We start from the raw sequence: 24,956 nt of genomic DNA on the forward strand, positions 1-24,956 counted from the left end.
GATATCGTCGTGCCATCGCGTCCAATAACAATTAGAGAATCAGCACGTGATTTCAGAAGCTGCCTTACCCAAGGACTCGCAGCAGCAGTTACGCATCCGCCGTTTCATGATGAGTGTGGCGATGTACGTTCTGGCCTGCGTTCCCCAGGGCGTTTCCTTGTACAACGGTATCTCCCCGTCCTGGGTCATGCCGGTCTGGGCGGCCATCGCGGTAGCCACCAACCTCGGCTTCTTCCTCCTGTTCCACTTCGGCCTCAACCTGCGTTTCCGCGATCCTAGCCTGACCATGGCGCAGATGGTCGCGGCCATCGCCATGGTGCTGTTCACCCAGACCTACGCCGGCGAGGCGCGTGGCGCCTATCTGGTGGTGCTGCTGATCATCATGGTGTTCGGCTGCTTCAAGCTGCACACCCGTGAGCTGCTGGGCCTGAGCCTGCTGACCATAGTCGCCTACGGCCTGACCCTGCCGCTGATCCAGCGTATCGACGGCGAGCGTTTCAATCTGGCGGTGGAGATGGTGCTGTGGTGCAGCTTCTCCGCCTTCCTGCCGTTCATTTCCATCCTCGGCGGCAATATCAGCAACCTGCGCAAGAAGCTGATGGCCAGCAATGCGCAGTTGCAGGAGGTGCTGCAGCAGGTCACCGAACTGGCCACCCATGACGAGCTGACCGGGGTGTACAACCGGCGCTACCTGCTGGAGATGCTGCACCACGAGAAGAACCGCACCGACCGCGGCGGTGCCGGTTTCTGCGTATGCATTCTCGACCTCGATTACTTCAAGCGGATCAACGATACCTACGGCCATCCGGTCGGCGACGAGGTGCTCAAGACCTTCGCCAATACCGTGCAGCCGCTGCTGCGCAGCACCGACTTCTTCGCCCGCTACGGCGGCGAGGAGTTTCTCCTGTTCCTGCCGCAGACTTCGCTGGAAATGGCCCAGCACTGCATCAAGCGCATCCAGGATGCACTGGCCGAAGCCAATTTCGAGGGGATGCCGGCCAATGTTCGCGTCACCGCCTCGATCGGCGTGGCCCAGTACTACCTGCAGGAGACAGTACCGGCGCTGATCGAGCGTGCCGACAAGGCGCTGTACCGGGCCAAGCAGAACGGCCGCAACCGCATGGAACTGGCGCCGTTCCACCGACCGATCCTGATCTGACCCCCGCTGGCGTCACTATCAGCGATGAGCATCCGCCTGGGCCAGAGCGCGGACTACCTAGTGATGCCGCTCTACAGGCGGCCGTTGTGCCGCCTGCACACCACGCACCACCGGATAGAGCATAAGACCGACGCGTGCCAGCTTGCCGAAGGCGCCGAGACGCCCGCCGAACAGGGTCAACAGCACGCCGGCGGCAACCATCAGCGGGGTCTTCACATTGGCTGGCTCGCCCTGACGCATCTGGCGCAGCTGCTGCAGGGGATGGGCCAATGGCTGCACGTGGTAGCGCAGCTGCTGGCGGTGCATCTCCATGCGCAGGCGGACCAGCTCCTTGCGCATGTCGCGGCGAGCCGCACTGGACAGAGTTTCGCTCATGGCAATAGGCGCTCCTTGTTGCGGGCCAGTTCGGTGACCGTGGCGCGGAACGGTGACTCGCCGTCGCGTGCCAGGCGCATGGCCTTGAATACGCACAGCAGCATGGCTGTGGCGAATACCAGGCACAGGCCGATGGCCGCGGGCAGGCGGTAGGTGTCCCAGAAGGCGATCAGCACCACGGTCGACAGACCGAGCAGGACCAGCAGGCCGAAGATCAGGCTCAGGCCGGAGAAGATGAACAGTCGGAACGAGCGCGACTTCTCCTCCTGGAACTCGATGCCGAGCAACTCCAGATGGCCCTGCAGCAGGCCGACCAGGGCGCCTCCCAGCTTCTTCAGGGAGGGCTTGGGCGGCTCGCTGGCCGCCTGCGACTGCATGTCATCCATGCTCGGTCTCCGGCTTAGCGGCGCCCGGCCAGCAGGCCGAGCAGGAAGCCCACGCCAGCGGCTACGCCGAGGGTTTGCCAGGGATGCTGCTGCACGTATTCCTCGGTTTTCGCCACGGCCAGGCGCCCCTGGACTTCCAGGCTGTGCTCGGTGTCCTTGAGGATGTCCTTGGCCCGGCCAAGGTTGCCGCTGATGCGTGCGCGCAGCTCCTGCACCTGGGTGCCGGCCACGTCGGAGGTCTGCCGCAGCAGATGCTCGGTGTCGCTGATCAGGGCCTGGAACTCGGCGGACAGCGCATTCTGCGCATCGCGCAGGTTGCGGCGGTGGGTGTCCTTGTCGATGTTCGCAGTGGTGCTGGTGGTGCCAGTGGTTTCGAAGCCGGACAGATCGGAGTTCGGGGTAGTAGGCATGGCGCCCTCCTGTGGGTCGTGGTTGCGGACTCTTCAGGTTCGAGCGGGGGTAGGCCGGCCAGGTTCAGGCTTTATTCGTGCCCTTGTGTGGCACATCTTTTGCCTCGCCATGGTGCGCCGAGTTTCATGCGTGCCCCTTGGTGGCGCGCCTGGTCCACGGTGGATCTGTTGTCTCTTTCGATATGTCACTGAAAATAAAGGTGAAAAATCACATTGGTGATTTTTTGCGAAACCTTCTGCTCCGATTCGGAGCGCAGTGGCGGCGGTGCATGACGAGCAATTGCTCATGTTTGGTGCATCGCATCGGAATCGAGATCGTTTTTGGTGCTTATTCGACCGGGGAGCCATTCGATGGAAAACCTAAACAGCGCCGTGGAAACCCTGATTCACGGCTCCAACACCCTGTTCATTCTGCTCGGCGCGATCATGGTTCTGGCCATGCACGCCGGCTTCGCCTGCCTCGAAGTGGGTACGGTGCGGCACAAGAACCAGGTCAATGCCCTGTCGAAGATTCTCTCCGACTTCGCCGTCTCGGCCCTGGCCTATTTCTTCGTCGGTTACTGGGTGGCCTATGGCGTGACCTTCTTCGCGCCGGCCAGCGAGCTGACCGCCGGTAGCGGTTACGCCCTGGTGAAGTTCTTCTTCCTGCTGACCTTCGCCGCCGCCATCCCGGCGATCATCTCCGGCGGCATTGCCGAGCGCGCCAAGTTCGGCCCGCAGCTGTGCGCCACGCTGCTGATCGTCGCCTTCGTCTATCCGTTCTTCGAGGGGCTGATCTGGAATGGCAACTTCGGTCTGCAGGCCTGGCTGACCGAGCGCTTCGGCGCCGCTTTCCATGATTTCGCCGGCTCGGTGGTGGTACATGCGGTTGGCGGCTGGCTGGCCTTCGGCGCGGTGATCCTGTTAGGTCGCCGCGATGGCCGCTACCGCGAGGGGCGCCTGGTGGCCTTCGCGCCGTCGAACATCCCGTTCCTTGCCCTGGGCTCGTGGATCCTGATCATCGGCTGGTTCGGCTTCAACGTGATGAGCGCCCAGACCCTGGGCAGCATCAGCGGCCTGGTGGCGGTCAACTCGCTGATGGCCATGGTCGGCGGCACCGTTGCCGCGCTGCTGGTGGGTCGCAACGACCCGGGCTTCCTGCACAACGGCCCGCTGGCCGGCCTGGTGGCGGTGTGCGCCGGCTCCGACCTGATGCACCCGGTCGGCGCGCTGGTCACCGGCGCCATCGCCGGTGCGCTGTTCGTCTGGGCGTTCACCGCGACCCAGGTGAAGTGGAAGATCGACGACGTGCTCGGCGTGTGGCCGCTGCACGGCCTGTGCGGCGTGTGGGGCGGCATCGCCTGCGGCATCTTCGGCCAGAGCTACCTGGGCGGTCTCGGTGGCGTGAGCCTGGCCAGCCAGCTGATCGGCACCGCGCTGGGCGTGCTGGTGGCGCTGGTCGGCGGCTTCTTGGTGTACGGCCTGCTCAAGGCCTCGACCGGCATCCGCCTGAGCCAGGAGCAGGAGTACTACGGTGCCGACCTGTCGATCCACAAGATCGGCGCCAACAGCCAGGACTGAGTCCGCGCTGGATAGCAAAAGCCCGCCAATCGGCGGGCTTTTTCGTTGCTGTGTGGCTTGGCGGTCTAGTCCGGATGTAATCCGGGGAGCGGGCAGCTCCGCCCCCGGATTGCATCCGGGCTACCAAGCTCTTCACCCTCCCAACTTGTAGGCGAGGGCCAGGAGCCCGAGACGGCGAGTAGACAGCAGGACGGTCGGTTGCCTCGAGATCTATCAGAGCGACAGGCTGTAGCTGAGGATCAGGCGATTCTCGTCCAGGTCGTTGCCGAAGTTGGAGCGGGTCGTGGCGTTGCGCCATTTGACGCCGAAGTTCTTCAGCGGGCCGTCCTGGAACACATAGGCGATGTCGGTGTTGCGCTCCCATTCCTTGCCTTCGGACAGGCCGGCACCGCGGTCGACGTTGTCGCCGGAGAGGTAGCGGGTCATGAAGGTCAGGCCGGGGATACCGAGGGCGGCGAAGTTGTAGTCGTAGCGAGCCTGCCAGGACTTTTCGTCCTTGAAGGCGAAGTCGCCGATCTGCACGTAGTTGACCAGGAACGGGTCGGTTCCGCCAATGTAGGCGTAGCCGGTGTCGCCGCTCATCTTCTGGTAGCCCAGGCCGAAGGCGTGGCCGCCCAGGCTGTAGGTGAACATGGCGCCGAAGGCCTTGTTGTCGACGTTGGTCTGGCCGTCGTCGGTGGAGCGGGCGAAGCGGATATCGCTCTTCAGGCTCTGCTTGTCGCCCAGCGGCAGCAGGTGCACGGCGTTGAGGATGTGCTGCTTGTAGAACTCATCCAGGGCGCCGTAGTGGTAGGCGGTGGTCAGCTGGTCGTTCCACTTGTAGCTGGCGCCGGCGAAGTTGAACTCGTCGCTGGTGACGCCACCGGTGCCGGTGATGCCACGGCCGTTGCCGCCGGTCATGGTCATGGCTTCATGGTCGGAGGAGTCGCGCTGGTTGACCCGGCTCAGCTGGCCGGCATCGAAGGTCAGCCCGGCAATCTCCTGGGAATTGATCCAGCCACCCTGAAAGCTCTGCGGCAGCAGGCGCGAGTCGTTGGCCTGCACGGTCGGCAGCTTGGGCATCAGGGTGCCGGCCTTGAGCACGCTGTTGGAGACCTTGACCTTGGCGGTGACGCCCAGATCGCCATAGTCATCCTGGGCGCGGCCGGTTTCGCGGTCGCGCTGCAGCAGGCCGGTGCCGCTCTCGCTGGGGCTGGAGTCGAGCTTCAAGCCCAGGGTGCCGATGGCGTCGACGCCGAAGCCTACGGTGCCTTCGGTGTAGCCCGACTCGTAGCGCAGCAGGAAGCCCTGGGCCCATTCCTCGGCCTTGGACTGGGCGGCGCCTTCCTGGCGGAAGTCGCGGTTCATGTAGAAGTTGCGCAGTTCCAGGCTGGCCTTGCTGTCTTCGATGAAGGCGGCCTGGCTGATGGTCGGCAGGGTGAGGCTGGTGCCCAGCGCGGCCAGGGCCACGCCGCGGGCAAGAGGGGACTTGCTCATTGTTATTGTCCTCGGCTGGTGATGGCGGCCCGGTTGTCCGGTCCGGTTGCAGCGAGGGGAGTAAGCCACTTTGCCGCGGCGGCGGCTTCTAGACCTTGGTCGAGGCCTTATTCGATCCAGTGTGGGAAATAACCGAGCTTGCGCTGCACCATTTCATCGTGGGCCGGGATCACCGTCAGCTGCGGTTGCTCCAGCAGCAGCTGGTGGACTTTCTCCAGCTGCTGGCGGGTGCCTTGCGGATCGTTGTCGACCATGCGCTTGCTGATCCAGAACTTTTCCTTCGGCCCGGTGAAACCTTCCAGGCGCCAGCTGGTGTCACCGGTGAAGAAGAAGCGACGGCCGTCGTCGAGGGTGAGGAACAGGCCGACCGAACCGGGTGTGTGGCCTTCCAGCGGCACCAGCACCAGGCTGCCGTCGCCGAACATGTCGTGGCTGCGGGCGAAGCCCATGAACGGGTATTCGCCGTACTGGAACGGCACCCAGCGGATGGCATGGGCGAACTGGCTGGGCAGCACCGCCGGCGGGGTTGCGATGCGGCTGAATTCGATCTCCTCGTAGGGCGCCCACACCGGCACTTCCGGGAAGTCGGCCAGGCCGGAAGCGTGGTCCCAGTGGCTGTGGGTGAGCAGGATGCGGTCGACGCGAATGCCGGCATGGTCCAACTGGTCGCGCACCGGGGTGACCTGGCCATAGCGCAGCAGTGGCTTGTCGTACCAGGGCATTTCCGATTCGAACTGCTGGTCCACCTGGCGGCCCAGGGAGGTATCGAGCAACAGGGTGGCGGCGTGATGCTCGATCAGCACGGCCACGTGGTTGGCGATGGCCTTCTCGGTCCAGGCACCGCCCTCGACGGTAAAGGCGTCGCGGGTCTCGGTCTCGGCGGTCTTGACCAGGGCGAAACGCAGGCCGGCGGCCTGACTGGTGCCGGCGACCATCAGCAGCAGGGCGAAGAGCAGGGGGCGCATATCAGTTTCCTTCAACGGGCAGGAAGGGCGAGGGTTCGGCGATGCCGAAGGCCAGGGGCAGGCGGGCGCGGCGCAGGCGCCAGCGACCGGGGGTGAGCGCCAGCATACGTTCAGCGCCGGGCGGCGCGGGTTCGGGATAGTCCTCGGGCCAAACCAGCTCGGCGCGGGCTTCCAACTGCAGCAGGTCGCCGCTGGCGAAGTCGATCCACAGCAACGCGCAGCGCGGCTCCAGCAGCAGGTTGCCGAGGGTGTTGAACATGAAGTTGCCGCTGTAGTCCGGCAACCACAGGCGACCATCCGTGCCCAGGCGAACGAAGCCGGGCGGGCCGCCGCGGTGCGACACGTCGACGTCCTCGCCATGGCTGCTGGCGATGAACAGGGTGTCGCTGTGCAGCGCCAGGGGCAGCCAGCGCGGGTCTAGACCTTCGCCCTGTTCCAGTGGGCCGGGCTCACGCGGCTCGGCCTGCCAGCGACGCACCTGGATGTACTTGGGGCAGTTGCCGAACGACTCGTGCACGTCGACCGCGAAGCCACCCTCGTCGAGATGGCGGGCGCGGCCATTGAGCCGGTTGCGCCGGCGGGTCGGCAGCTCGATGCCGAGCAGGCCGAGTCCTGCGCCGTCATGCAGGTTGGCGGCCAGTGGATCGTCCGCCTCGGGCAGTGCCCGGATCTGCAGGCGCTGCGGCTGCGGCGAGTGGACGAAGCCCGGTGCGCCCCAGAGCACCGAGGCCTGGGGCTGGCCAGCGGCGTCGCGGCTGCCGACCAGCAGCCAGGGCAGCAGGGCGAAGAACTCGCGGTGCTGCTCCGGCATATGGTCGCGGATCACTCGCTTGCCGATCTCCTCCAGCTTGTCACGCACGCCCAGGCGGGACTGGATCTGCTGCTCGCCGGGATGGAAGGGGCTGTCCATGGCGAACTCCTCAGAGGCCGGGCATGCCGATGTAGCCGGGCAGGGCGCGGATACGCGCGAACCAGGCGGCGAGGTTGGCATAGGGCGCCAGGTCCAATCCGCCATCACTGGCCAGCGCGATGTAAGGGTAGACGGCGAGGTCGGCGATGGTCGGCGCCGAACCCTGTGCCAGCCAGCTGTGCTGAGCCAGATGTGCGTCCACCAGCTCCAGTACCTGCACGGCGCGCTGTTGGGCCTGCTGCAGGTCGCCGGGCATGCGGAACAGCCCATGCAGGCGGGCTTGTCCCGGACCCTTGGCCACTTCGTTGGCGGCGAAGCTCAGCCAGCTGGCGATGCGCGCCTGGCTCAGGACGTCCTGCGGGTACCAACTGGGGTCGGCATAGCGCTTGGCCAGGTACACCAGAATGGCCTGGGAGTCATAGATCGCCTGACCTTCATCGACCAGCACCGGCACCTGGCCGCGCGGGTTGAGGGTTAGGAACTCCGGGCGCTTCTGCGCGCCGCCGAGCAGATCGATCTGTTGCAGCTCGACTTCACGGCCGAGCAGGGCGAGGAACAGGCGGACCTTGTAGCAGTTGCCGGAGAGGGTGAAGTCATGAAGCTGCATGGGAGGAGTCTCGCGAAGGGGTGTGACTCGATATTAGACAGACAGGTCTGTATATTTCAAGTGGGGATTTTTCCGAACTGGAGCGCGGTCATCGCCGCCCGCATAATGTCCGCCTTGGAGGGCCAGATGGCATCGAGCAAACGCGAACAATTGATCAGCACCGCCCAAGGCCTGTTCGCCCGCGAGGGTTACCACGCCACGGGCATCGACCGCATCCTGGCGGAGTCCGGGGTGGCCAAGATGACCCTGTACAAGCACTTCCGCTCCAAGGACGAGCTGATCCTGGCCGTGCTCGAAGAGCGCGAGCGCGAGACGCTCGGCAACCTGGCCCAGCTGCGCGCCGCCAAGCTGCCGCGCGAGGCGCTGTTGCTGACCTTCGACGGCCTGCATGCATGGATCAACGAGCGCGATTTCTGCGGCTGCAGCTTTATTCATGCGGCGGCGGAGTTTCATGACCGCGAGCACCCGATCCATCGTCAGGCGGCGGGGTTCAAGGCGGCTTTCGGTGGGCATTTCCGCGAGCTGTTGCAGGCGCTGCAGGCGTCCCAGGCGGAGCAACTGGCCGGGCAGCTGCAGTTTCTGCTGGAGGGCGCACTGAGCATGGCCCACGTGCAGGGCCCGGGGGACCAGGCGTTGCAGGCCAAGGCGGCGGCGGCGATTTTGCTGGGCGCCGCCGGTATCTGAATCAGGCCCCGCCGAGCAGGCGCGCCTCGCCGGCTTCGATGGCCTGCAGCGGTCCGGACAGCAGCACGGTATCGCCCTCGCGCAGCTGCGGCCGCGCTTCCAGCGCCAGGTTGACGCCATTGCGGCGCACCGCCTGCACCTCCAATCCCAGCGCTTCCAATTGCATATCGGTTGGGCAGCGGCCGCAGGCATGGGCATCTGCCGGCAGGTTCACCGCATGCAGCAGCACGCGCGGCTGGCCCTGGGCGTCCACCAGGTTGGCCTGGGCGCCATGGTAGAAACCGTGCAGCAGGCGATAGCGATTACTGCGCACGTCATCCAGATGCTGCTGCACCCGTTGCTCGGGAATGCCGAGCATCACCAGGGCGTGGGACGCCAGCATCAGGCTGGACTCCAGCACTTCCGGCACCACTTCGCTGGCGCCGGCCGCCTGCAGTTCGGCGAGCCGGCTGTCGTCGCGAGTGCGCACCAGGATCGGCAGGTCGGGGCAGTGCTGGCGTGCCTGCTCGACGATGGCCAGGGCCACGTCGGTCTTGTCCACCGCCACCACCAGCAGGCGGGCACGGGCGATGCCGACGGCCTCCAGCAGGTCGCGCCGACGCGAGTCGCCGTAGTGCACGTTGTTTTCGCCAGCGCTGGCTTCCTCGACCCGCACCGGATCATCGTCGAGGGCGACGAACTCCTGGCCCTCACGCTGCAGGAAGCGCCCGATGGACTGGCCGACTCGGCCGTAGCCGCAGATCACCGCATGACCACGCAGCTCCGCACTGTGGCTGGCGATCTCCTCCAGATGGCTCTCGCGCCCCGGTGTGCGGCGCAGACGCGCGGCCAGCAGCGGTGCGGCGCGCAGCAAGAGCGGGGTGAGGGCCATGGAGCAGAACGCGGCGGCCAGCAGCAGACCGGCCAGTGGCGCTTCCAGCATCTGCTGCTGACGCATCAGCGCCACCAGGGCGAAGAAGAATTCGCCGGCCTGGGCCAGGGCCAGGCCGCTGCGCCAGGCTGTTTCGCCGCTCTCGCCGCGGACCTTGACCAACAGCGCCACCAGGCCGCCCTTGAGCGCGAGCAGCAGCAGGGTGGCGCCAAGGATGGCCCAGCCCTGCTCGGCGAACAGCTTGAGATCGATCAGCATGCCTACGCAGACGAAGAACAGGCCGAGGAGAATGTCGCGGAACGGCCGGATATCCGCTTCGACCTGGTGGCGATAATGGCTTTCGCCCAGCAGCATGCCGGCGAGGAACGCGCCCAGCGCCATGGACAGGCCGAGCATATGGGTGAGCCAGGCGGTGAGCAGGACGATGACCAGGGCGAGCATGACGAACAGCTCGGCGGAATGGGCCTGCGCCACCTCGTGGAACAGCTTGGGCAGCAGCCAGCGGCTGGCCAGCAGCAGGCCGAGGAACAGCAGCACGGTCTTGCCCAGCGTCAGCGGAATGGCCAGGTACCAGGGCTCGCCGCCGTGGCCGGCAATGGCGGGCACCAGGGTCAGCAGCAATACCGCCACCAGGTCCTGGAACAGCAGCACGCCCATGGCGTTCTGACCATGGCCGCTGAATACCTCGCCGAGGCTGACCAGCTCCTTGCCGACGATGGCAGTGGAGGAAAGCGCCAGGCCCAGGCCGAGCACTGCGGCGCTGGTTGGCGCCACGCCGCCTAGATAGAGCAGGGCACCCAGGGCCGAGCCGCACAGGGCGACCTGCAGACTGCCCAGACCGAATACGGTACGCCGCAGCGCCAGCATGCGCGGCAGGGAGAACTCCAGGCCCAGGCTGAACAGCAGGAACACCACGCCCAGTTCGGCCAGCCGTGGCAGATCACGGGCCGAGCCTATCCAGTCCAGCGCGGCCGGTCCCACCAGCAGGCCGACGCAGAGGTAGCCGAGCACCGGCGGCAGGCGCAGGCGACGGAACAGGGCGATGACCAGCAGCGAGCAGGCCAGGATGATCAGCAGGTCGGTGAACAAGGCGATTCTCCTTCGATTGCCTGCGAGCATGCCGAAGCGGCAACCAGGCGTCCATGCTCTCGGTCAAAGTGGCCATTGGTCGGTTTTGCCTCAATTTTCTGGGGTGCCTGCCGTCAAAGAGGCAGTTCACCCTGCTTGGTACTTCATCATGAATACTCTGGCTTCCCTTTCCCCGTCGCAGTCCCGCCCCACTGGCATCAACACCCTGGCCAACCCGCGTGGCCATGTGGATGCCCAGGGCACCCTGGCCAATCGCCTGGCCAACCGCCTGGGCCTGGAGCCCGGTGCGCTGGACGGCAAGCGCGAAGACTTCACTCCCGACAAGGTGGCAGGCCGGGTGCTCGGCTTCATCGAGCAGCGCCTGAAAAGTGAGGCCGCCGCCGGCGCCGACACTTCCAAGCTGGAAAGCCTGCTGGCCCAGGCCCGTGAAGGGGTGGAAAAGGGCTTCGAGGAGGCGCGCAAGATCCTCGACGGCATGGGCGTGCTCAAGGGCAAGGTGGCGGAAGACATCAATGCCACCTACGACAAGATTCAGAACGGCCTGAAAGGCCTCGAGTCCGACTACGGCGTCAAGGCTCCCGCCAGTGGCGGCAACACCGTCGCCGTGGCCGCGCGCAGCGAGCGTTTCGCCGCCCAGGCCGAGACCTTCGACATGCAGGTCACTACCCGCGATGGCGATCGCCTGAATATTTCCATCGCCAGCGCCTCCGCCAGTTGGTCGCAGAGCGATGCGGCTGCCGCCAGCAACGGCAACGGTTCTCAGGCCAGCGCCAGCAGCAGCTCCGGCAGCATGCAGATCGGCGGTTGGCAGGTGCAGGTGGAAGGCGAGCTGGACGATGAAGAGCGCGCCGCCCTGGAGGACCTGTTCAAGCAGGTGCAGGACATTTCCAGCGACTTCTATTCCGGCAATCTGGGTGGCGCCTTCGACCGCGCCATGCAACTGAACATGGATGGCTCGCAACTAGCCTCGATGTCGCTGCAACTGACTCAGACCAGCGTGCGTCAGGCCACCGACGCCTATGGCGCCGTGGCCCAGCAGGGCGGCCAGGCGGCCAGTGCGGTGAACGACGATCTGATCGACTACGCCCGCGGCTTGCTCGATGCGCTGCGCACCGCCGACAAGGTCTCGGAAGATGCCAAGGGCACCTTGGAACAGCTGCTGGACGGCGGCTTCAGTCTCGACGAGCGCTTCGACGGATCCTTGCTGGAGAAGGCCAAGGAGCTCAACGGCCGCCTGCTCGACGGCCTGCAGGGCATGCTGCAGAACCCGCCGGCCGAGGAAGCCTGAGCCGGTGCTAGACTGCGTCTCTGATTGATTCGGAGACGCCCCGATGCCCCCTGAATGCCAACTCTTCGGCACCCTCGGCTGCCACCTCTGCGAGGTGGCCGAGGCGTTGTTGATGCCCTTTGTCGAATACGGCCTGCTGGTCGAACTGGTGGATATCGCCGAGCGCGAGGACTGGGTCGAGCAATACGGCCTGCGCATTCCGGTGCTGCGTCGCAACGACAGCGGCGCCGAGCTCGACTGGCCGTTCGACGCCGATCAGGTGGTAGCCTTCCTGCGCTGATCCATCTCTTTTGACTGCTTGATATCTTGAACGGCTGATGCGTATTTTGTACGGATCAACCACAGGGATATGCAGTCATGAGTACCGACGGCCGTAGTGCGCTTGCAGAGCGCTTGTCCGGGATTACCGAGATCGAATGTGTCACCGCCGACCTCAACGGGGTACCGCGGGGCAAGGTGATGACTGCAGAGGGCTTTCTCGAAGGCCGCCGCTTGCAGCTGGCGCGGGGTGTGCTGTTGCAATGCATCATGGGCGGCTATCCGCCGGCGCGTTTCTACGGCAGCGACGATGGCGACCTGATGCTCAGCACCACACCAGAGCGGGTGTTCCGTCTGCCCTGGAGCGAGTCGCGGGCCATGGCCATCTGCGACGCCGATGAGCTGGATGGGCGCAGTTCGGGACTGTCTACCCGCGGCCTGCTGAAGAAGGTGGTGGCTGCCTATGCCGAGCGTGGCTGGCAGCCGGTGGTGGCGACCGAGCTGGAGTTCTTCGTCTTCGAGCGGCATCTCGATGCGAATCGTCCTTTCCAGCCGCCACTAGGTCTGGACGGCAGTCGCGAGACTGGCTGCTCGGCGTTCAGCGTGTCATCCGGCAACGGCCTGCGGCCGTTCTTCGAGGAGGTCTATCGCTGCATGGAGGCGCTCGGTCTGCCGCGCGATACCTTCATGCACGAGATGGGCGTCAGCCAGTTCGAGATCAATCTGCTGCATGGCGATCCGCTGCAGGTGGCCGATCAGACTTTCCTGTTCAAGCATCTGCTGCGCGAAGTTGGCCTCAAGCACGGTCTGGCGGTAGTGTGCATGGCCAAGCCGCTGCCGCATACGCCGGGCAGCTCCATGCACATTCATCAGAGCGTGGTGGAGCAGGGCAGCGGTCGCAATCTCTTCAGCGTCGAGAATGGTGAGGCGGCTCCAGCCTTCTTTCATTTCATCGGCGGGCAGCAGGCGGCGCTGGCGGACTTCACCCTGCTGTTCGCACCGCATGTGAACTCCTACCAGCGTCTGTGTCATCCCTACGCCTCACCGAACAATGCCTGCTGGTCGCACGACAATCGCGCCGCCGGGCTGCGTATTCCGGCCAGTGGACCTGCGGCGCGGCGGGTGGAGAATCGCCTGCCAGGAGCCGACGCCAACCCCTATCTGGCCATTGCTGCCAGCCTGGCCGCCGGCCTGCATGGCCTGCAGCAACAGTTGGAGCCGAGTGCGCCGATCCAGGGCGAGTTCGAGGTGCCGCCCAAGCTCAGCCTGCCGTGCACCATGCATGCGGCCTTGCAGCGCCTGCAGGGCAGTGCGCTGGCGCGGCAGTGGTTCGGCGAGGAGTTCGTCGACGGCTATTGCGCCAGCAAGGGCATGGAGCTGACGAGTTACCTGGACGAGATCACACCCTGGGAGCGGAGGGTGTTGGGAGCCCAGGTCTGAAACGCAGAGGCCCCCATGGGCGGCCTCTGGCTGGTGCAGGTGGTTCTATTCCTGCTCGACGCGGCGTGCTTCGCGCTGGAGCTGATAGACGAAGCGCTCTACCTGACGCTGCTCCAGGCCGCTCATGCGGTGGAAGCGCAGGCCGACGAAGGTCATGTTGACCTTCTCCGCATATTGCACGTGGCGCAGCTCGCCGGCAGTGGTCATGGAGCCGATCGGCAACATGGCGGTGAAGCGCTCGTAGACCTGGCCGGGCTGCAGGCGGCTGCTGACATCGCCGGCGAAGCGCAGACGGCAGCCGGTGGCGGAGATATCCAGCATCTGGCCCTTGATGCCGGGATTGAGCTTACTGCCGGACAGCTCGATGTTGACCAGTTGACCCTGGCTGAGCGCCGCACGGAAGGCATTGCGACGCTGGTGATAGGTCACCCGCTCCGGGATGTAGCTCCAGTAGCAGCGCGAGCCATCCAGCTCGCCGAGCTGCACTGGATCCTCGCACTCCCAGGCGATGCGTACGCCATCGTGAAAGCCCTCCACACGGAACGGTTCGCCGTTCTGCATGAAGCGCTCGCCATCGTTGGGAATCATTTCGTCGAGAGCAATAACGCCGCGATCGCGGTCGATTTCGATCAGATAGCTTTGGAACCGCAGGTTGCGGTCCTTGAACATGACAATGAGGGGATCATGGCTCTGCTGCAGTAAACGCAGGTTGGCAACGATCTCCAAGGGTGCGGTCAGCACCTTGGGTGGCTGTGGGCCATCGTCCTCAAGGAATGGGTTGGGCACGATCCGGGTATCTCCAGGTACTACCGCACTAGCATACTGGCATATTGCCGGCATGTCCCTGTGCTTGTTGTTATGGCTCAGGCCTGGCTGAGAGGGCGTTGCTGCGCGATTCTAGCGGCGCCGCCGCGGCTGTCATAGAGCCCTGGCGTCTCACCGCCACGGAGAATGCCGAGCACGCTCTTGAGCGATGCCTGATTGGCACGGATCAGCCGGCCATTGCGCTGGTTCGCGTCACGGCAGCTTTCCAGCAGCTGGTTCAGCTCATCGCTGCGCGCCAGCAGCTCTGCACCATTGGCCTGGCCGGCGGCAAAGGTTTCCAGGCCGGCGCGATCAGCGCTCAGCTGCTGCTCGCCGAGCAGTTTGCTGCGTGCGCTGCCATGCTGGTCGAGCAGGCTGAGGAGGGGGAGTTTCTCGCCGAGGATCTGTTCCAGGCGCGGCAGGTCGCGTTCGCCCATGGCCTGGAATTCGGCATCGATCAGCTCAAGCAGGCGCTGGGCCGTGCCGATATCTTCGATGAACAGTTGCAGCAGATCGTTACTTTGCATCGCGGGCTCTGGGGATCGGGCGTCCAACACCCCCAGCGCAGCCCTGGGACTAGCGCTGGGATTCGAAATCGAGCAGCTTGCCGGCGACGCGCTTGGCATCGACCTGGTAGCTGCCATCGGCAATGGCCTGCTTCAACTTGGCGACACGTTCTTTATCAACGGTCGGCAGGTCGCGCAGCTTGTCGCCGGCTTTCTGCAATTGCTGGGCTTCACGGCTGAGCTGCACGGATTCGCCAGTCTTGCCGGCAGTGGCCTGCTCGTCGGCAACCTGTACCGCATTCTGCGGAGTGCTGCTGACGGCCTCGTTACGGCCGCTGGCCTGGGCATTGCCTGCGCGCCCGCTGTTGGCGGGGCTGGCGGCATTGTTCAGCCGGTTGAAGTCGATAACCATGGTGTAAACCTCTGACGGTATCTGGACGCTTGACTGGGTTGTCGGCCGGTTCCGTCGAAACTTTAGGGCGCAATTATGTGCGTCGTTTAACAGTGTAGGAAATCGTTAGGGATAAGCGCTACAAGAATCATGCCTACATCCCTACCTCGACCTGTCCAGGTCCTATCACCCTGGCTCTGACCACGCGTTGAGAACTTAGGTTGCGCACGTTGATCTGCTGGCCGAGAGTCCCGCCGGACAAGGCTTCGCCCTGCATGCGCACGTTGATGCCGCCAGCACGCGCGGCGATTACCACCTGATCGCCGCGGCGCACGCTTTCCGCCAGCTGCAGGATTGCAGGAGTCAATACCTGATCTGCCTGAAGCGGACGCGTCAGTTTTTTGCCGATGGCCTGCTCGGGATCGCTGATATAGCCTCGATTGAGCAGTCCAATGTCTTGCTCGATCATGGCGATATCCGCCGGTCCAATGATGCTGTCGCGTTTGAGTGGGTTCTTCAGCACTGCCACCGGTCGGAAGATGCGCACCTGGGCGGGGATGAACACTGTCCAAGGCGTTGTGCCTTCGCAGCTGACCCGGACGGTTACCCGGCCAATCGGCTGTGCAGGGCTTTCCAGGCTTTGCGTCAAATCGCTGTCGCACGCGGCGAGGCGCAGCCGCGGGTCGATCGGGTTCACCTGAATCTCATGGCGTGCGGGGATTTCGCTACGCTCTAGATAGTCCTCGACGGTGAACTCAAGAAAGCCTTCGGTGGCGCCGATAAGCTCTTCGGGCAGGGTCAGCGGCGCGGCGTGCAGCGAGCTGTAGCCGAACAGGCCCAAAGCGGGTACAACACCGGCAAGGAAACGGCTTTTTGCCATCATGCGTCGGTAAAGTGTCGTGAGTGCGTTCATGCAGCTCACGAAGCAAGGCTCGTGCCGCCTGCTAGGCTTAGCAGGAGCGCGACGATATGAACAATAAGGAGTCTGGGCATGGCCGGAGTATTGGACTCGGTTAACCAGCGTACCCAACTGGTCGGGCAGAACCGCCTGGAGCTCTTGCTGTTCCGTCTGGACGGCTCGCAGCTGTATGGCATCAATGTGTTCAAGGTGAAGGAGGTGCTGCAATGCCCCAAACTCACCGTAATGCCCAAATCCAGCCAGGTGGTGCGCGGTGTGGCGAACATCCGCGGGGGCACCATTCCCATCCTCGATCTGGCGCTGGCTACTGGTAGGCAGGCGCTGGACGATATCAACAACAGTTTCGTGATCATCACCGAGTACAACACCAAGGTGCAGGGTTTCCTGGTGCGCTCGGTCGAACGCATCGTCAACATGAACTGGGAAGAGATCCATCCACCACCCAAGGGCACCGGCCGCGACCACTACCTGACGGCGGTGACGCGAGTGGACAACAAGCTGGTGGAAATCATCGACGTGGAGAAGATCCTCGCCGAGGTGGCGCCCATGTCGGAGGCCATTTCCGAAGGCGTGGTGGACGTCGAGACCCAGGCTCGCGCGGTATCCAAGCGGGTGTTGATCTGCGACGACTCCTCCGTGGCACGCAAGCAGGTATCGCGCTGCCTGGAGAGCATCGGTGTCGAGGTGGTGGCGCTCAACGACGGCCGACAGGCCTACGACTACCTGCGCAAGCTGGTGGAGGATGGCAAGATCCCGGCGGAGGAGTTCCTCATGCTGATCTCCGATATCGAGATGCCGGAGATGGACGGCTACACCCTGACTGCGGAGATTCGCTCCGATCCAAGGATGCAGAACCTCCACGTGATTCTGCATACTTCGCTCTCCGGGGTGTTCAACCAGGCGATGGTGAAGAAGGTTGGCGCGGACGATTTCCTCGCGAAATTCCGTCCGGACGAACTGGCTTCCCGCGTGGTCGAGCGTATCCGGGTAGCTGATGGGGGCTGAGGGCTCGGCCCTCGGTTAGAACTATGTTTGGTGAGGCGGCATTAGTGTCTTCAGGCAATTTGGATTTCGAGCAGTTCCGGACCTTTCTGGAAAAGGCCTGCGGCATTCTGCTGGGGAGCAACAAGCAGTACCTGGTGTCGAGCCGCCTCAACAAGCTGATGGAGCAGCAGGGAATCAAGACCCTCGGCGAGCTGGTGCAGAAGATGCAGGCCCAGCCTCGCGGAGGGCTGCGCGAGCAGGTGGTGGACGCCATGACCACCAACGAGACCCTGTGGTTCCGCGATACCTATCCCTTCGAGGTGATGAAGAATCGGGTCCTGCCTGAGCTGATCAAGGCCAATCCGAACCAGCGCCTGCGCATCTGGTCGGCGGCCTGCTCCTCGGGGCAGGAGCCTTATTCGCTGTCGATGACCATCGACGAGTTCGAGAAGACCAACCTGGGCCAGCTCAAGGCTGGGGTGCAGATCATTGCCACCGATCTGTCGCCCTCCATGCTGACCAACTGCAAGTCCGGCGAGTACGACAGCCTGGCGATGGGCCGCGGCCTGTCGCAGGAGCGTCTGCAGCGCTACTTCGATCCGAAAGGGCCGGGGCGCTGGGTGGTCAAGGCGCCGATCAAGAGTCGCGTTGAGTTCCGTGCGATCAACCTGCTGGAAAGCTACGCGGCCCTCGGCAAGTTCGACGTGGTGTTCTGCCGCAACGTGTTGATCTACTTCTCCGCCGAAGTGAAGAAGGACATCCTCACCCGCATCCACGCGACCCTCAAGCCGGGCGGCTACCTGTTCCTCGGTGCGTCCGAGGCCCTCAATGGCCTGCCGGACCTGTACCAGATGGTGCAGTGCAGCCCTGGGATCATCTACAAGGTGAAATGACACAAACCCGCGAGAGCGTAACGGGAGGCCAATGGCCTCCCGTTTTCGTTTCTGTGCGGCAAAAAGGGTGTTGCCATGCTGCCAGTGGCCTTGCCACGTAGCGGAAAAGCTTTGCCGCTTGCCGCTCTCGGATAGCGCTAATTCACCATAAACTGCTGATTTAAAAGTAAAAATTAAATTGGCACAGCCATTGCTTTATGTCTGGCACGACGCCCAAACGGCAAAGGTTCCAGATCATGAGCATCAGCTTCGCAAACGCACTCGGCATCCACGAAACGGCCCTCAGCTTCCGCGCAGAACGCGCCGAAGTGCTGGCCAACAACATCGCCAACGCCGATACCCCGCATTACAAGGCTCGTGATCTGGACTTCTCCGCCGTGCTCGCCGAGCAGAACGAGAAGCAGAGTGGCAAATACTTCGGCCTGAATCGCACCGACAGCCAGCACATTGTCGCCGACGCCATCCAGCTGGCCGATCCGGCGCTGCGCTACCGCACTCCGTTCCACCCGTCCATCGACCAGAACAGCGTCGACATGCAGCAGGAACAGGCCAACTACGCCGAGAACGCGGTGCAGTTCCAAGCCAGCTTCACCATGCTCAACAGCAAGTTCAAAGGGCTGATCGGCGCCCTGCGCGGCGAATAAGGGAGATCACGAACATGTCACTCGCCAGTGTCTTCAACATCGCCGGTACCGGCATGAGCGCCCAAAGCACTCGTCTGAATACCATCTCCAGCAATATCGCCAACGCTGAGACCGTCTCCTCGAGCATCGATCAGACCTATCGCGCGCGCCATCCGGTGTTCGCCACTGTCTTCGAGTCGAGCATGCAAGGCGACCGCGGTTCGCTGTTTGCCGATCAGGACCAGGCCGGTCGCGGTGTTCAGGTGCTGGGTGTGGTCGAGGATCAGAGCAGCCTGACCCCGCGCTACGAGCCGAACCATCCGGCGGCGGACGAGAAGGGCTATGTGTATTACCCGAACGTCAACGTGGTCGAGGAGATGGCCGACATGATTTCCGCCAGCCGTGCCTTCCAGACCAACGTCGAAATGATGAACACCGCCAAGCAGATGATGCAGCGCGTGCTGACCCTGGGCCAGTAAGCGGCGAACGAGGAGCAAGACAATGAGTGTCAGTGGCGTCAGTTCCGTACTGGACCAATACCAGATCAAGCAGGAAACCGGCCAGAGCAAGGAGCTCGGCAAGAACGAGTTCCTCGAACTGCTGGTGGCCCAGCTGAACAACCAGAACCCGCTGGAACCGCAGGAGAACGGCGAGTTCATCGCCCAGCTCGCGCAGTTCAGCCAGGTCGAGGGTATCGAACAGCTCAACACGCGCATGGAGTCGCTGCTCTCCGGCTACCAGTCCTCCCAGGCTTTGCAGGCTTCGTCCCTGGTCGGGCGCAAGGTGATCGTGCCGAGCGAGAAAGCTGTGGTGGATACCAGCGAGACCTTCAAGGGCAGCCTGGTGCTGCCGGTCACCAGCAGCAACGTCTACGTCAACGTCTACGACAGCGCTGGCAAGGTAGTGAACCGGGTCAACCTCGGTCAGCAGGCCGCCGGCAATGTCAGCTTCATGTGGGACGGCAAGGATTCCAGCGGCAATCTCATGCCGCCCGGCACTTACAAGTTCGAAGCGCAGGCGACCTACGCCGATGGCACCAAGGGCCTTTACACCTTGCTGCCGGCGAACGTCGACAGCGTCGCCCTCGGCCAGAACGGCGGCGAAATGAAACTCAACCTGGCAGGCATCGGCGCAGTGCCGCTGTCCCAGGTCCAGATCATCGGTCAATAACCCCAGGCTGTAAGCGCCGGCAGTAACGGCGAAGGAGCATATCCATGGCTTTCAACATCGGTCTCAGCGGTCTGCGGGCAGCCACCAGCGACCTCAACGTCACCGGCAACAACATCGCCAACGCTGGCACCGCAGGCTTCAAGCAGTCGCGCGCCGAGTTCGCCGACGTCTACGCCGCCTCGGTGCTCGGTACCGGCTCCAATCCGCAGGGCAGCGGCGTGCTGCTGGGCGACGTGTCGCAGTTGTTCAACCAGGGCAACATCAACTACACGCAGAACGCCCTGGACCTGGCCATCAACGGCAACGGCTTCTTCGTCACCAGCAACAACGGCGAGATCAGCTATACCCGTGCCGGCTATTTCGGCACCGATCGTGACGGCTATGTGGTCAACAACTTCGGCTACCGCCTGCAGGGCTATGCGGTAGACGCGGCTGGCAACCTGCAGAACGGTATCGTCGACGATATCCAGATTCGCACTGCCTCCCAATCGCCGCGCGCTACTGAAAACATGGCGCAGACCTTCAATCTGAACTCGAACAGCACGGTGCCGACCGTGACGCCGTTTGACCCGAGCAATCCGCAGACCTACAACTCGTCGACCTCGACCAATATTTACGATACCCAGGGCAATGCCCATGTGTTCACCCAATATTTCATTAAGACAGGCCCGAACACCTGGTCGATGAACGTATTGGTCGATGGTCGTAGTCCTTCCAACCCGGATGGTGACGGGGCTGCGGTTACTGCTGTGAATACGGCGGCAGCTGCTCCTGGAGCGACTCCGGCGAGTGTTCTGGCTGCTGTGCCGGGAGGCAGCGACGCTAGCGTCATTGCTGCCGCCACCGCCGCAGCCGCTGCTCCTGGCGCAACAGCGGCGAGTGTTGCCGCGGCAGTTTTCGCAGCTTCCGAAGCGCTGGCTACTGTGCCCGCTACTGCTGGTTTGACTTTCAGCGCAGCTGGACAGCTGCTTTCCACTACCAGCACGGATTTCACCGTGAATCCCGATGGCACCATTGCCATGAATAACTGGGTTCCAGCGGCACCAGATAGCTCCGTGCCTCCCATTTGGAGCGCGAACGGTGCCAGTGCCGCTGCAACGGGCATGATTATCGATTTTCGTGATGCCACCCAATTCTCCAGCGCCTTCGCCGTTACCGCCGTCAGCCAGGACGGCTACACCACCGGCGAGCTGGCAGGCCTGGAGATCGACGACACCGGGGTGATCTTCGCCCGCTACACCAACGGCCAGTCGCTGATCCAGGGTCAGGTGGTGCTGGCCAACTTCGCCAACGTGCAAGGCCTTACCCCCGTCGGCAAGACTGCCTGGGTGCAGTCCTTCCAGTCCGGCGAGCCGGTGGTGGGTACGCCGCGCTCCGGAACCCTGGGTGCCCTGCAGGCCGGTGCGCTGGAGGACTCCAACGTCGAGCTGTCGGACCAGCTGGTAAATCTGATCGTCGCCCAGCGCAACTACCAGGCCAACGCAAAGACCATCGAGACCGAGAGCGCCATCACCCAGACCATCATCAACCTGCGTTGATAGGGGAGGAGGGGCCTTGCCGCCAGCGGCAAAGCCCCGCCGGATTGCCGGCAAGCAAAGCTATCTGATTTAAATAAATCCTTATTAATCATGTAGATAAGTTGTATTTTAAGTCCTGGCACGCGGTTTGCTGTACAGCAGGTAACTGAGTTACGAGCGGCAATTGCCGACCTGCGGAGCAAACCATGGACAAGATGCTGTACATCTCCATGACGGGCGCCAGCCAGAACACCCTGGCCCAGCGTGCCCACGCCAACAACCTGGCGAACATTTCCACCAGCGGCTTCCAGCGCGACTACGAGCAGGCGCGCTCGATGCCGGTGTTCGGCGACCACTATCCGGCTCGGGTCTACGCGATGACCGAGCGCCCGGCCACCGACTTCACCCCCGGTTCGTTGCAGGAGACCGGTCGCGACATGGACGTGGCCGTCGACGGCCAGGGCTGGATCGCCGTGCAGGCGGCCGATGGCAGCGAAGCCTACGTGCGTACCGCCAGCCTGCAGATCGATGCCTTCGGCCAGCTGCGCACCGGCAACGGTTTGCCGGTACTCGGCAACGGTGGGCCGATTGCCGTGCCGCCGGAGCAGAAGGTCGAGATCGGCCAGGACGGCACCATCAGCATCCGCGCCCTCGGCGAGGCGCCGAACGTGATGGCCGAGGTGGACCGCATCAGGCTGGTCAACCCGGATCCCAAGACCATGGAGAAGGGCGCCGACGGTCTGGTCCGCGTCGAGGGCGCCACCGAGCCGATCGCCGCCGACGCCAATGTGCGCGTGACCTCCGGCTTCCTCGAGTCGAGCAACGTCAACGCCGTCGAGGAGATGACCGCGATCCTCTCGCTGTCCCGCCAGTTCGAACTGCACGTGAAGATGATGCGCACCGCCGAAGATGATGCGGCGGCCATGGCACGGGTCATGCAACTCAGCTAATCACCAACGCGAAGCGCCATGAAACTGGCGCTCGAGGAGAAAGAACATGCTTCCTGCACTCTGGGTTGCGAAAACCGGTCTGTCCGCCCAGGACATGAACCTGACCACCATTTCCAACAACCTGGCCAACGTCTCGACCACCGGCTTCAAGCGCGATCGCGCCGAGTTCGAGGATCTGCTGTACCAAATCCGTCGCCAGCCCGGCGGTCAGTCCAGCCAGGACAGCGAGCTGCCCACCGGCCTGCAGCTGGGTACCGGTGTGCGCATCGCCGGCACCCAGAAGATCTTCACCGCCGGCAGCCTGCAGACCACCGAGCAGCCGCTGGACATGGCGGTCAACGGTCGTGGCTTCTTCCAGATCCTGATGCCGGACGGCACCGTCGGCTACACCCGTGACGGCAGCTTCCACCTGGACTCCGACGGTCAGATCGTCACCTCCCAGGGCTTCCCCCTGGAGCCGGCCATCGTTCTGCCGGCCGAGGTGCAGACCTTCACCGTCGGCGAAGACGGCACCGTGTCGGTGACCACCGCCGGCAACCCGGCCGCCCAGGTGATCGGCAACATCCAGACCGCCGACTTCGTCAACCCGGCGGGCCTGCAGGCCATCGGCAACAACCTGTTCCTGGAGACCGCTTCCAGCGGCGCCCCGCAGGTCGGCACCCCGGGCCTGACCGGTCTGGGCACCGTGCTGCAGAACACCCTGGAGAACTCCAACGTCAGCGTGGTGGAAGAGCTGGTCAACATGATCACCACCCAGCGCGCCTACGAGATGAATTCCAAGGTGATCTCCACCTCGGACCAGATGCTCTCCTTCATTACGCAGAATCTTTAATCCCGCGGGCGTCCTAGGCGCCGGCAACTAGCAACACGAACGCCGTGAGGTAGTGGTTATGAACCGGCTGATGATTCTTCTCCCCCTGCTGGGCTGCGTGGTCCTGAGTGGCTGCGTCACGCCTCCGCCGAAGCCGGACGATCCCTATTACGCGCCGGTGCTGCCGCGCACCCCGCTGCCGGCGGCTCAGACCAACGGCTCGATCTACCAGGCCGGCTTCGAAACCAATCTGTATGACGATCGCAAGGCCTACCGGGTCGGCGACATCATCACCATCAACCTCAGCGAGCGCACCCAGGCGAGCAAGAAGGCCGGCTCCAGCATGTCCAAGGACAGCAGCGCCAACATCGGCCTGACCTCGCTGTTCGGCGGCGGCGTGTCCATCGACAACCCGAGCACCAGCCTCAACCCGCTCAAGGCCGAGAACCTCAGTCTTGATGTGGGCTACGAGGGCACCCGCGATACCGATGGCGAAAGCGAGGCCGACCAGAGCAACAGCCTGTCCGGCTCGATCACCGTGACCGTGGCCGAAGTGCTGCCCAATGGCATCCTCGCCGTGCGCGGCGAGAAGTGGCTGACCCTGAACACCGGCGACGAGCTGGTGCGCATCGCCGGCATGATCCGCGCCGACGACATCGCCACCGACAACACCGTGTCCTCGACCCGTGTGGCCAATGCCCGCATCACCTATTCCGGCACCGGCGCCTTCGCCGACGCCAGCCAGCCGGGCTGGTTCGACCGGTTCTTCATGAACCCGTTGTTCCCGTTCTGACCAGGTACCGATCATGAAGCGACTGATTTCCGCCCTCTGCCTGCTGCTCGCCGCCACTACCGTGCAGGCCGAGCGCCTGAAGGACCTGGCCAGCATCCAGGGTGTGCGGACCAACCAGCTGATCGGCTACGGCCTGGTGGTCGGCCTCAATGGCACCGGCGACCAAACCACCCAGACGCCGTTCACCCTGCAGACCTTCAACAACATGCTGGCCCAGTTCGGGATCAAGGTGCCGACCGGTGGCGGCAACGTGCAGCTGAAGAACGTCGCCGCCGTATCCGTGCACGCCGAGCTGCCGCCGTTCGCCAAGCCCGGCCAGACCCTGGACGTGACCATCTCCTCGATCGGCAACTCGAAGAGTCTGCGCGGCGGCAGCCTGCTGATGACGCCGATGAAGGGTATCGACGGCAACGTCTACGCCATCGCCCAGGGTAACCTGGTGGTCGGCGGCTTCGACGCCACCGGCAGCGACGGCTCGAGCATCACCGTCAACGTGCCGTCGGCCGGGCGTATCCCCGCCGGTGCTACCGTCGAGCGTCCGGTGCCGAGCGGCTTCGACCAGGGCAACAGCCTGACCCTGAACCTCAATCGTCCGGATTTCACCACGGCGAAGAACATCGTCGACCAAATCAACGGCCTGCTCGGCCCGGGCGTGGCCCAGGCCATCGACGGCGGCTCGGTGCGCGTCAGCGCGCCGCTGGACCCGAACCAGCGTGTGGATTACCTGGCGGTACTGGAGAACATCGAGATCGAGTCGGGCCAGGCGGCGGCCAAGGTCATCATCAACTCGCGTACCGGCACCATCGTCATCGGCCAGAACGTCAAGGTGCAGCCGGCCGCGGTGACCCACGGCAGCCTGACCGTGACCATCACCGAAGATCCCATCGTCAGCCAGCCCAATGCCCTGGCCGGTGGCCAGACCGCCGTGGTACCGCGCTCGCAGGTGGATGCCGAGCAGGAAGCCAAGCCGATGTTCAAGTTCGGCCCGGGCACCACCCTGGACGATATCGTGCGTGCGGTTAACCAGGTGGGCGCCGCACCTTCCGACCTGATGGCCATCCTCGAGGCGCTGAAACAAGCCGGCGCCTTGCAGGCCGACCTGATCGTGATCTGACGG

The 24,956-nt window shown here is 64.0% G+C and carries 28 protein-coding genes; 16 read left to right on the top strand and 12 right to left on the bottom strand.

All coding sequences use genetic code 11. The features are described from left to right. The first annotated feature begins 46 nt into the window (after window positions 1-46). Complete coding sequence (locus N7607_RS18390) at window positions 47-1,159, top strand: GGDEF domain-containing protein (RefSeq protein ID WP_279867268.1); 1,113 nt, start codon at window positions 47-49, stop codon at window positions 1,157-1,159. Between the two features lie 57 nt (window positions 1,160-1,216). Here N7607_RS18390 and N7607_RS18395 read toward each other — a convergent pair whose 3' ends face one another. The 3 genes from N7607_RS18395 to N7607_RS18405 are packed head-to-tail and all read right to left on the bottom strand — an operon-like array spanning window position 1,217 to window position 2,330. Further along, on the bottom strand, window positions 1,217-1,534 hold the full coding sequence (locus N7607_RS18395; protein WP_279867269.1) for a hypothetical protein: 318 nt from the start codon (window positions 1,532-1,534) through the stop codon (window positions 1,217-1,219). Continuing rightward, entirely contained in the window at window positions 1,531-1,911 is a 381-nt protein-coding gene (locus tag N7607_RS18400; protein WP_192398744.1) for a phage holin family protein, read from the bottom strand. The genes N7607_RS18395 and N7607_RS18400 overlap by 4 nt, the downstream gene beginning before the upstream one ends. 23 nt (window positions 1,912-1,934) lie before the next feature. Then, a complete protein-coding gene (locus tag N7607_RS18405; protein WP_279867274.1) occupies window positions 1,935-2,330 on the bottom strand; it encodes a DUF883 family protein in 396 nt (131 codons plus the stop codon). A 351-nt stretch (window positions 2,331-2,681) separates the two neighbouring features. Between N7607_RS18405 and N7607_RS18410 the strand changes: the two genes are divergently transcribed. Then, entirely contained in the window at window positions 2,682-3,890 is a 1,209-nt protein-coding gene (locus tag N7607_RS18410; protein ID WP_279867276.1) for an ammonium transporter, read from the top strand. Between the two features lie 213 nt (window positions 3,891-4,103). Here N7607_RS18410 and N7607_RS18415 read toward each other — a convergent pair whose 3' ends face one another. The 4 genes from N7607_RS18415 to N7607_RS18430 all read right to left on the bottom strand — a co-directional run bounded on the left by N7607_RS18415 (window position 4,104) and on the right by N7607_RS18430 (window position 7,848). Then, a complete protein-coding gene (locus tag N7607_RS18415; protein WP_279867278.1) occupies window positions 4,104-5,366 on the bottom strand; it encodes an OprD family porin in 1,263 nt (420 codons plus the stop codon). Window positions 5,367-5,473: 107 nt separating this feature from the next. After that, the gene (locus N7607_RS18420) at window positions 5,474-6,331 is read right to left on the bottom strand and encodes an MBL fold metallo-hydrolase (protein ID WP_279867280.1); all 858 of its coding nucleotides are present in this window, start codon (window positions 6,329-6,331) and stop codon (window positions 5,474-5,476) included. 1 nt (window position 6,332) lies between these two features. Continuing rightward, complete coding sequence (locus tag N7607_RS18425) at window positions 6,333-7,241, bottom strand: pyridoxamine 5'-phosphate oxidase family protein (RefSeq protein WP_279867281.1); 909 nt, start codon at window positions 7,239-7,241, stop codon at window positions 6,333-6,335. 10 nt (window positions 7,242-7,251) lie between these two features. Then, complete coding sequence (locus N7607_RS18430) at window positions 7,252-7,848, bottom strand: glutathione S-transferase family protein (RefSeq protein WP_279867283.1); 597 nt, start codon at window positions 7,846-7,848, stop codon at window positions 7,252-7,254. A gap of 126 nt (window positions 7,849-7,974) precedes the next feature. Here N7607_RS18430 and N7607_RS18435 point away from each other — a divergent pair, with 126 nt between their 5' ends. Then, window positions 7,975-8,532: a helix-turn-helix domain containing protein gene (locus N7607_RS18435; protein ID WP_279867284.1), complete on the top strand. Its 558-nt coding sequence runs from the start codon at window positions 7,975-7,977 to the stop codon at window positions 8,530-8,532. Between the two features lies 1 nt (window position 8,533). On the opposite strand, the gene N7607_RS18440 is transcribed toward N7607_RS18435, so the two are convergent. After that, window positions 8,534-10,492, bottom strand: a complete 1,959-nt coding sequence (locus N7607_RS18440; RefSeq protein WP_279867285.1) for a monovalent cation:proton antiporter-2 (CPA2) family protein — start codon at window positions 10,490-10,492, stop codon at window positions 8,534-8,536. Between the two features lie 148 nt (window positions 10,493-10,640). Here N7607_RS18440 and N7607_RS18445 point away from each other — a divergent pair, with 148 nt between their 5' ends. From N7607_RS18445 to N7607_RS18455, 3 genes are all read left to right on the top strand, one after another. Further along, window positions 10,641-11,780, top strand: a complete 1,140-nt coding sequence (locus N7607_RS18445; protein WP_279867286.1) for a DUF5610 domain-containing protein — start codon at window positions 10,641-10,643, stop codon at window positions 11,778-11,780. 43 nt (window positions 11,781-11,823) lie between these two features. Then, window positions 11,824-12,060, top strand: coding sequence for a glutaredoxin family protein (locus N7607_RS18450; protein ID WP_279867288.1), 237 nt, complete (start codon window positions 11,824-11,826; stop codon window positions 12,058-12,060). A gap of 179 nt (window positions 12,061-12,239) precedes the next feature. After that, window positions 12,240-13,478: a glutamine synthetase family protein gene (locus N7607_RS18455; RefSeq protein WP_279867423.1), complete on the top strand. Its 1,239-nt coding sequence runs from the start codon at window positions 12,240-12,242 to the stop codon at window positions 13,476-13,478. Window positions 13,479-13,523: 45 nt separating this feature from the next. Here N7607_RS18455 and N7607_RS18460 read toward each other — a convergent pair whose 3' ends face one another. The 4 genes from N7607_RS18460 to flgA all read right to left on the bottom strand — a co-directional run bounded on the left by N7607_RS18460 (window position 13,524) and on the right by flgA (window position 16,092). Beyond that, window positions 13,524-14,318: a flagellar brake protein gene (locus tag N7607_RS18460; protein ID WP_279867290.1), complete on the bottom strand. Its 795-nt coding sequence runs from the start codon at window positions 14,316-14,318 to the stop codon at window positions 13,524-13,526. A 23-nt stretch (window positions 14,319-14,341) separates the two neighbouring features. Beyond that, window positions 14,342-14,809, bottom strand: a complete 468-nt coding sequence (gene flgN / locus N7607_RS18465; protein WP_279867291.1) for a flagellar export chaperone FlgN — start codon at window positions 14,807-14,809, stop codon at window positions 14,342-14,344. Between the two features lie 49 nt (window positions 14,810-14,858). Continuing rightward, on the bottom strand, window positions 14,859-15,200 hold the full coding sequence (gene flgM, locus N7607_RS18470) for a flagellar biosynthesis anti-sigma factor FlgM (protein ID WP_279867292.1): 342 nt from the start codon (window positions 15,198-15,200) through the stop codon (window positions 14,859-14,861). A gap of 133 nt (window positions 15,201-15,333) precedes the next feature. Then, window positions 15,334-16,092 (bottom strand): flagellar basal body P-ring formation chaperone FlgA, encoded by a 759-nt coding sequence (gene flgA, locus N7607_RS18475; protein ID WP_279867294.1) that lies wholly within the window; start codon window positions 16,090-16,092, stop codon window positions 15,334-15,336. Between the two features lie 78 nt (window positions 16,093-16,170). Between flgA and N7607_RS18480 the strand changes: the two genes are divergently transcribed. From N7607_RS18480 to N7607_RS18525, 10 genes are all read left to right on the top strand, one after another. After that, on the top strand, window positions 16,171-17,103 hold the full coding sequence (locus N7607_RS18480) for a chemotaxis protein CheV (RefSeq protein ID WP_279867296.1): 933 nt from the start codon (window positions 16,171-16,173) through the stop codon (window positions 17,101-17,103). 44 nt (window positions 17,104-17,147) lie between these two features. Next, a complete protein-coding gene (gene cheR / locus N7607_RS18485; RefSeq protein WP_279867298.1) occupies window positions 17,148-17,975 on the top strand; it encodes a protein-glutamate O-methyltransferase CheR in 828 nt (275 codons plus the stop codon). Window positions 17,976-18,211: 236 nt separating this feature from the next. Beyond that, entirely contained in the window at window positions 18,212-18,619 is a 408-nt protein-coding gene (gene flgB, locus N7607_RS18490) for a flagellar basal body rod protein FlgB (protein WP_279867300.1), read from the top strand. Window positions 18,620-18,633: 14 nt separating this feature from the next. Next, entirely contained in the window at window positions 18,634-19,077 is a 444-nt protein-coding gene (flgC, locus tag N7607_RS18495; RefSeq protein ID WP_279867301.1) for a flagellar basal body rod protein FlgC, read from the top strand. 22 nt (window positions 19,078-19,099) lie between these two features. Then, the gene (gene flgD / locus N7607_RS18500) at window positions 19,100-19,768 is read left to right on the top strand and encodes a flagellar hook assembly protein FlgD (protein WP_279867302.1); all 669 of its coding nucleotides are present in this window, start codon (window positions 19,100-19,102) and stop codon (window positions 19,766-19,768) included. 44 nt (window positions 19,769-19,812) lie between these two features. Further along, window positions 19,813-21,306: a flagellar hook protein FlgE gene (locus N7607_RS18505; RefSeq protein WP_279867303.1), complete on the top strand. Its 1,494-nt coding sequence runs from the start codon at window positions 19,813-19,815 to the stop codon at window positions 21,304-21,306. 185 nt (window positions 21,307-21,491) lie between these two features. After that, on the top strand, window positions 21,492-22,235 hold the full coding sequence (locus N7607_RS18510) for a flagellar basal body rod protein FlgF (protein WP_279867304.1): 744 nt from the start codon (window positions 21,492-21,494) through the stop codon (window positions 22,233-22,235). 46 nt (window positions 22,236-22,281) lie between these two features. After that, on the top strand, window positions 22,282-23,067 hold the full coding sequence (flgG, locus tag N7607_RS18515; RefSeq protein WP_279867305.1) for a flagellar basal-body rod protein FlgG: 786 nt from the start codon (window positions 22,282-22,284) through the stop codon (window positions 23,065-23,067). Window positions 23,068-23,125: 58 nt separating this feature from the next. Next, the gene (gene flgH / locus N7607_RS18520) at window positions 23,126-23,839 is read left to right on the top strand and encodes a flagellar basal body L-ring protein FlgH (RefSeq protein ID WP_279867307.1); all 714 of its coding nucleotides are present in this window, start codon (window positions 23,126-23,128) and stop codon (window positions 23,837-23,839) included. A 13-nt stretch (window positions 23,840-23,852) separates the two neighbouring features. Beyond that, window positions 23,853-24,953, top strand: coding sequence for a flagellar basal body P-ring protein FlgI (locus N7607_RS18525; RefSeq protein ID WP_279867308.1), 1,101 nt, complete (start codon window positions 23,853-23,855; stop codon window positions 24,951-24,953). Window positions 24,954-24,956 lie beyond the last annotated feature (3 nt).

The sequence above is a fragment of the Pseudomonas sp. GD04019 genome (assembly GCF_029837695.1).
Classification (GTDB): domain Bacteria; phylum Pseudomonadota; class Gammaproteobacteria; order Pseudomonadales; family Pseudomonadaceae; genus Aquipseudomonas.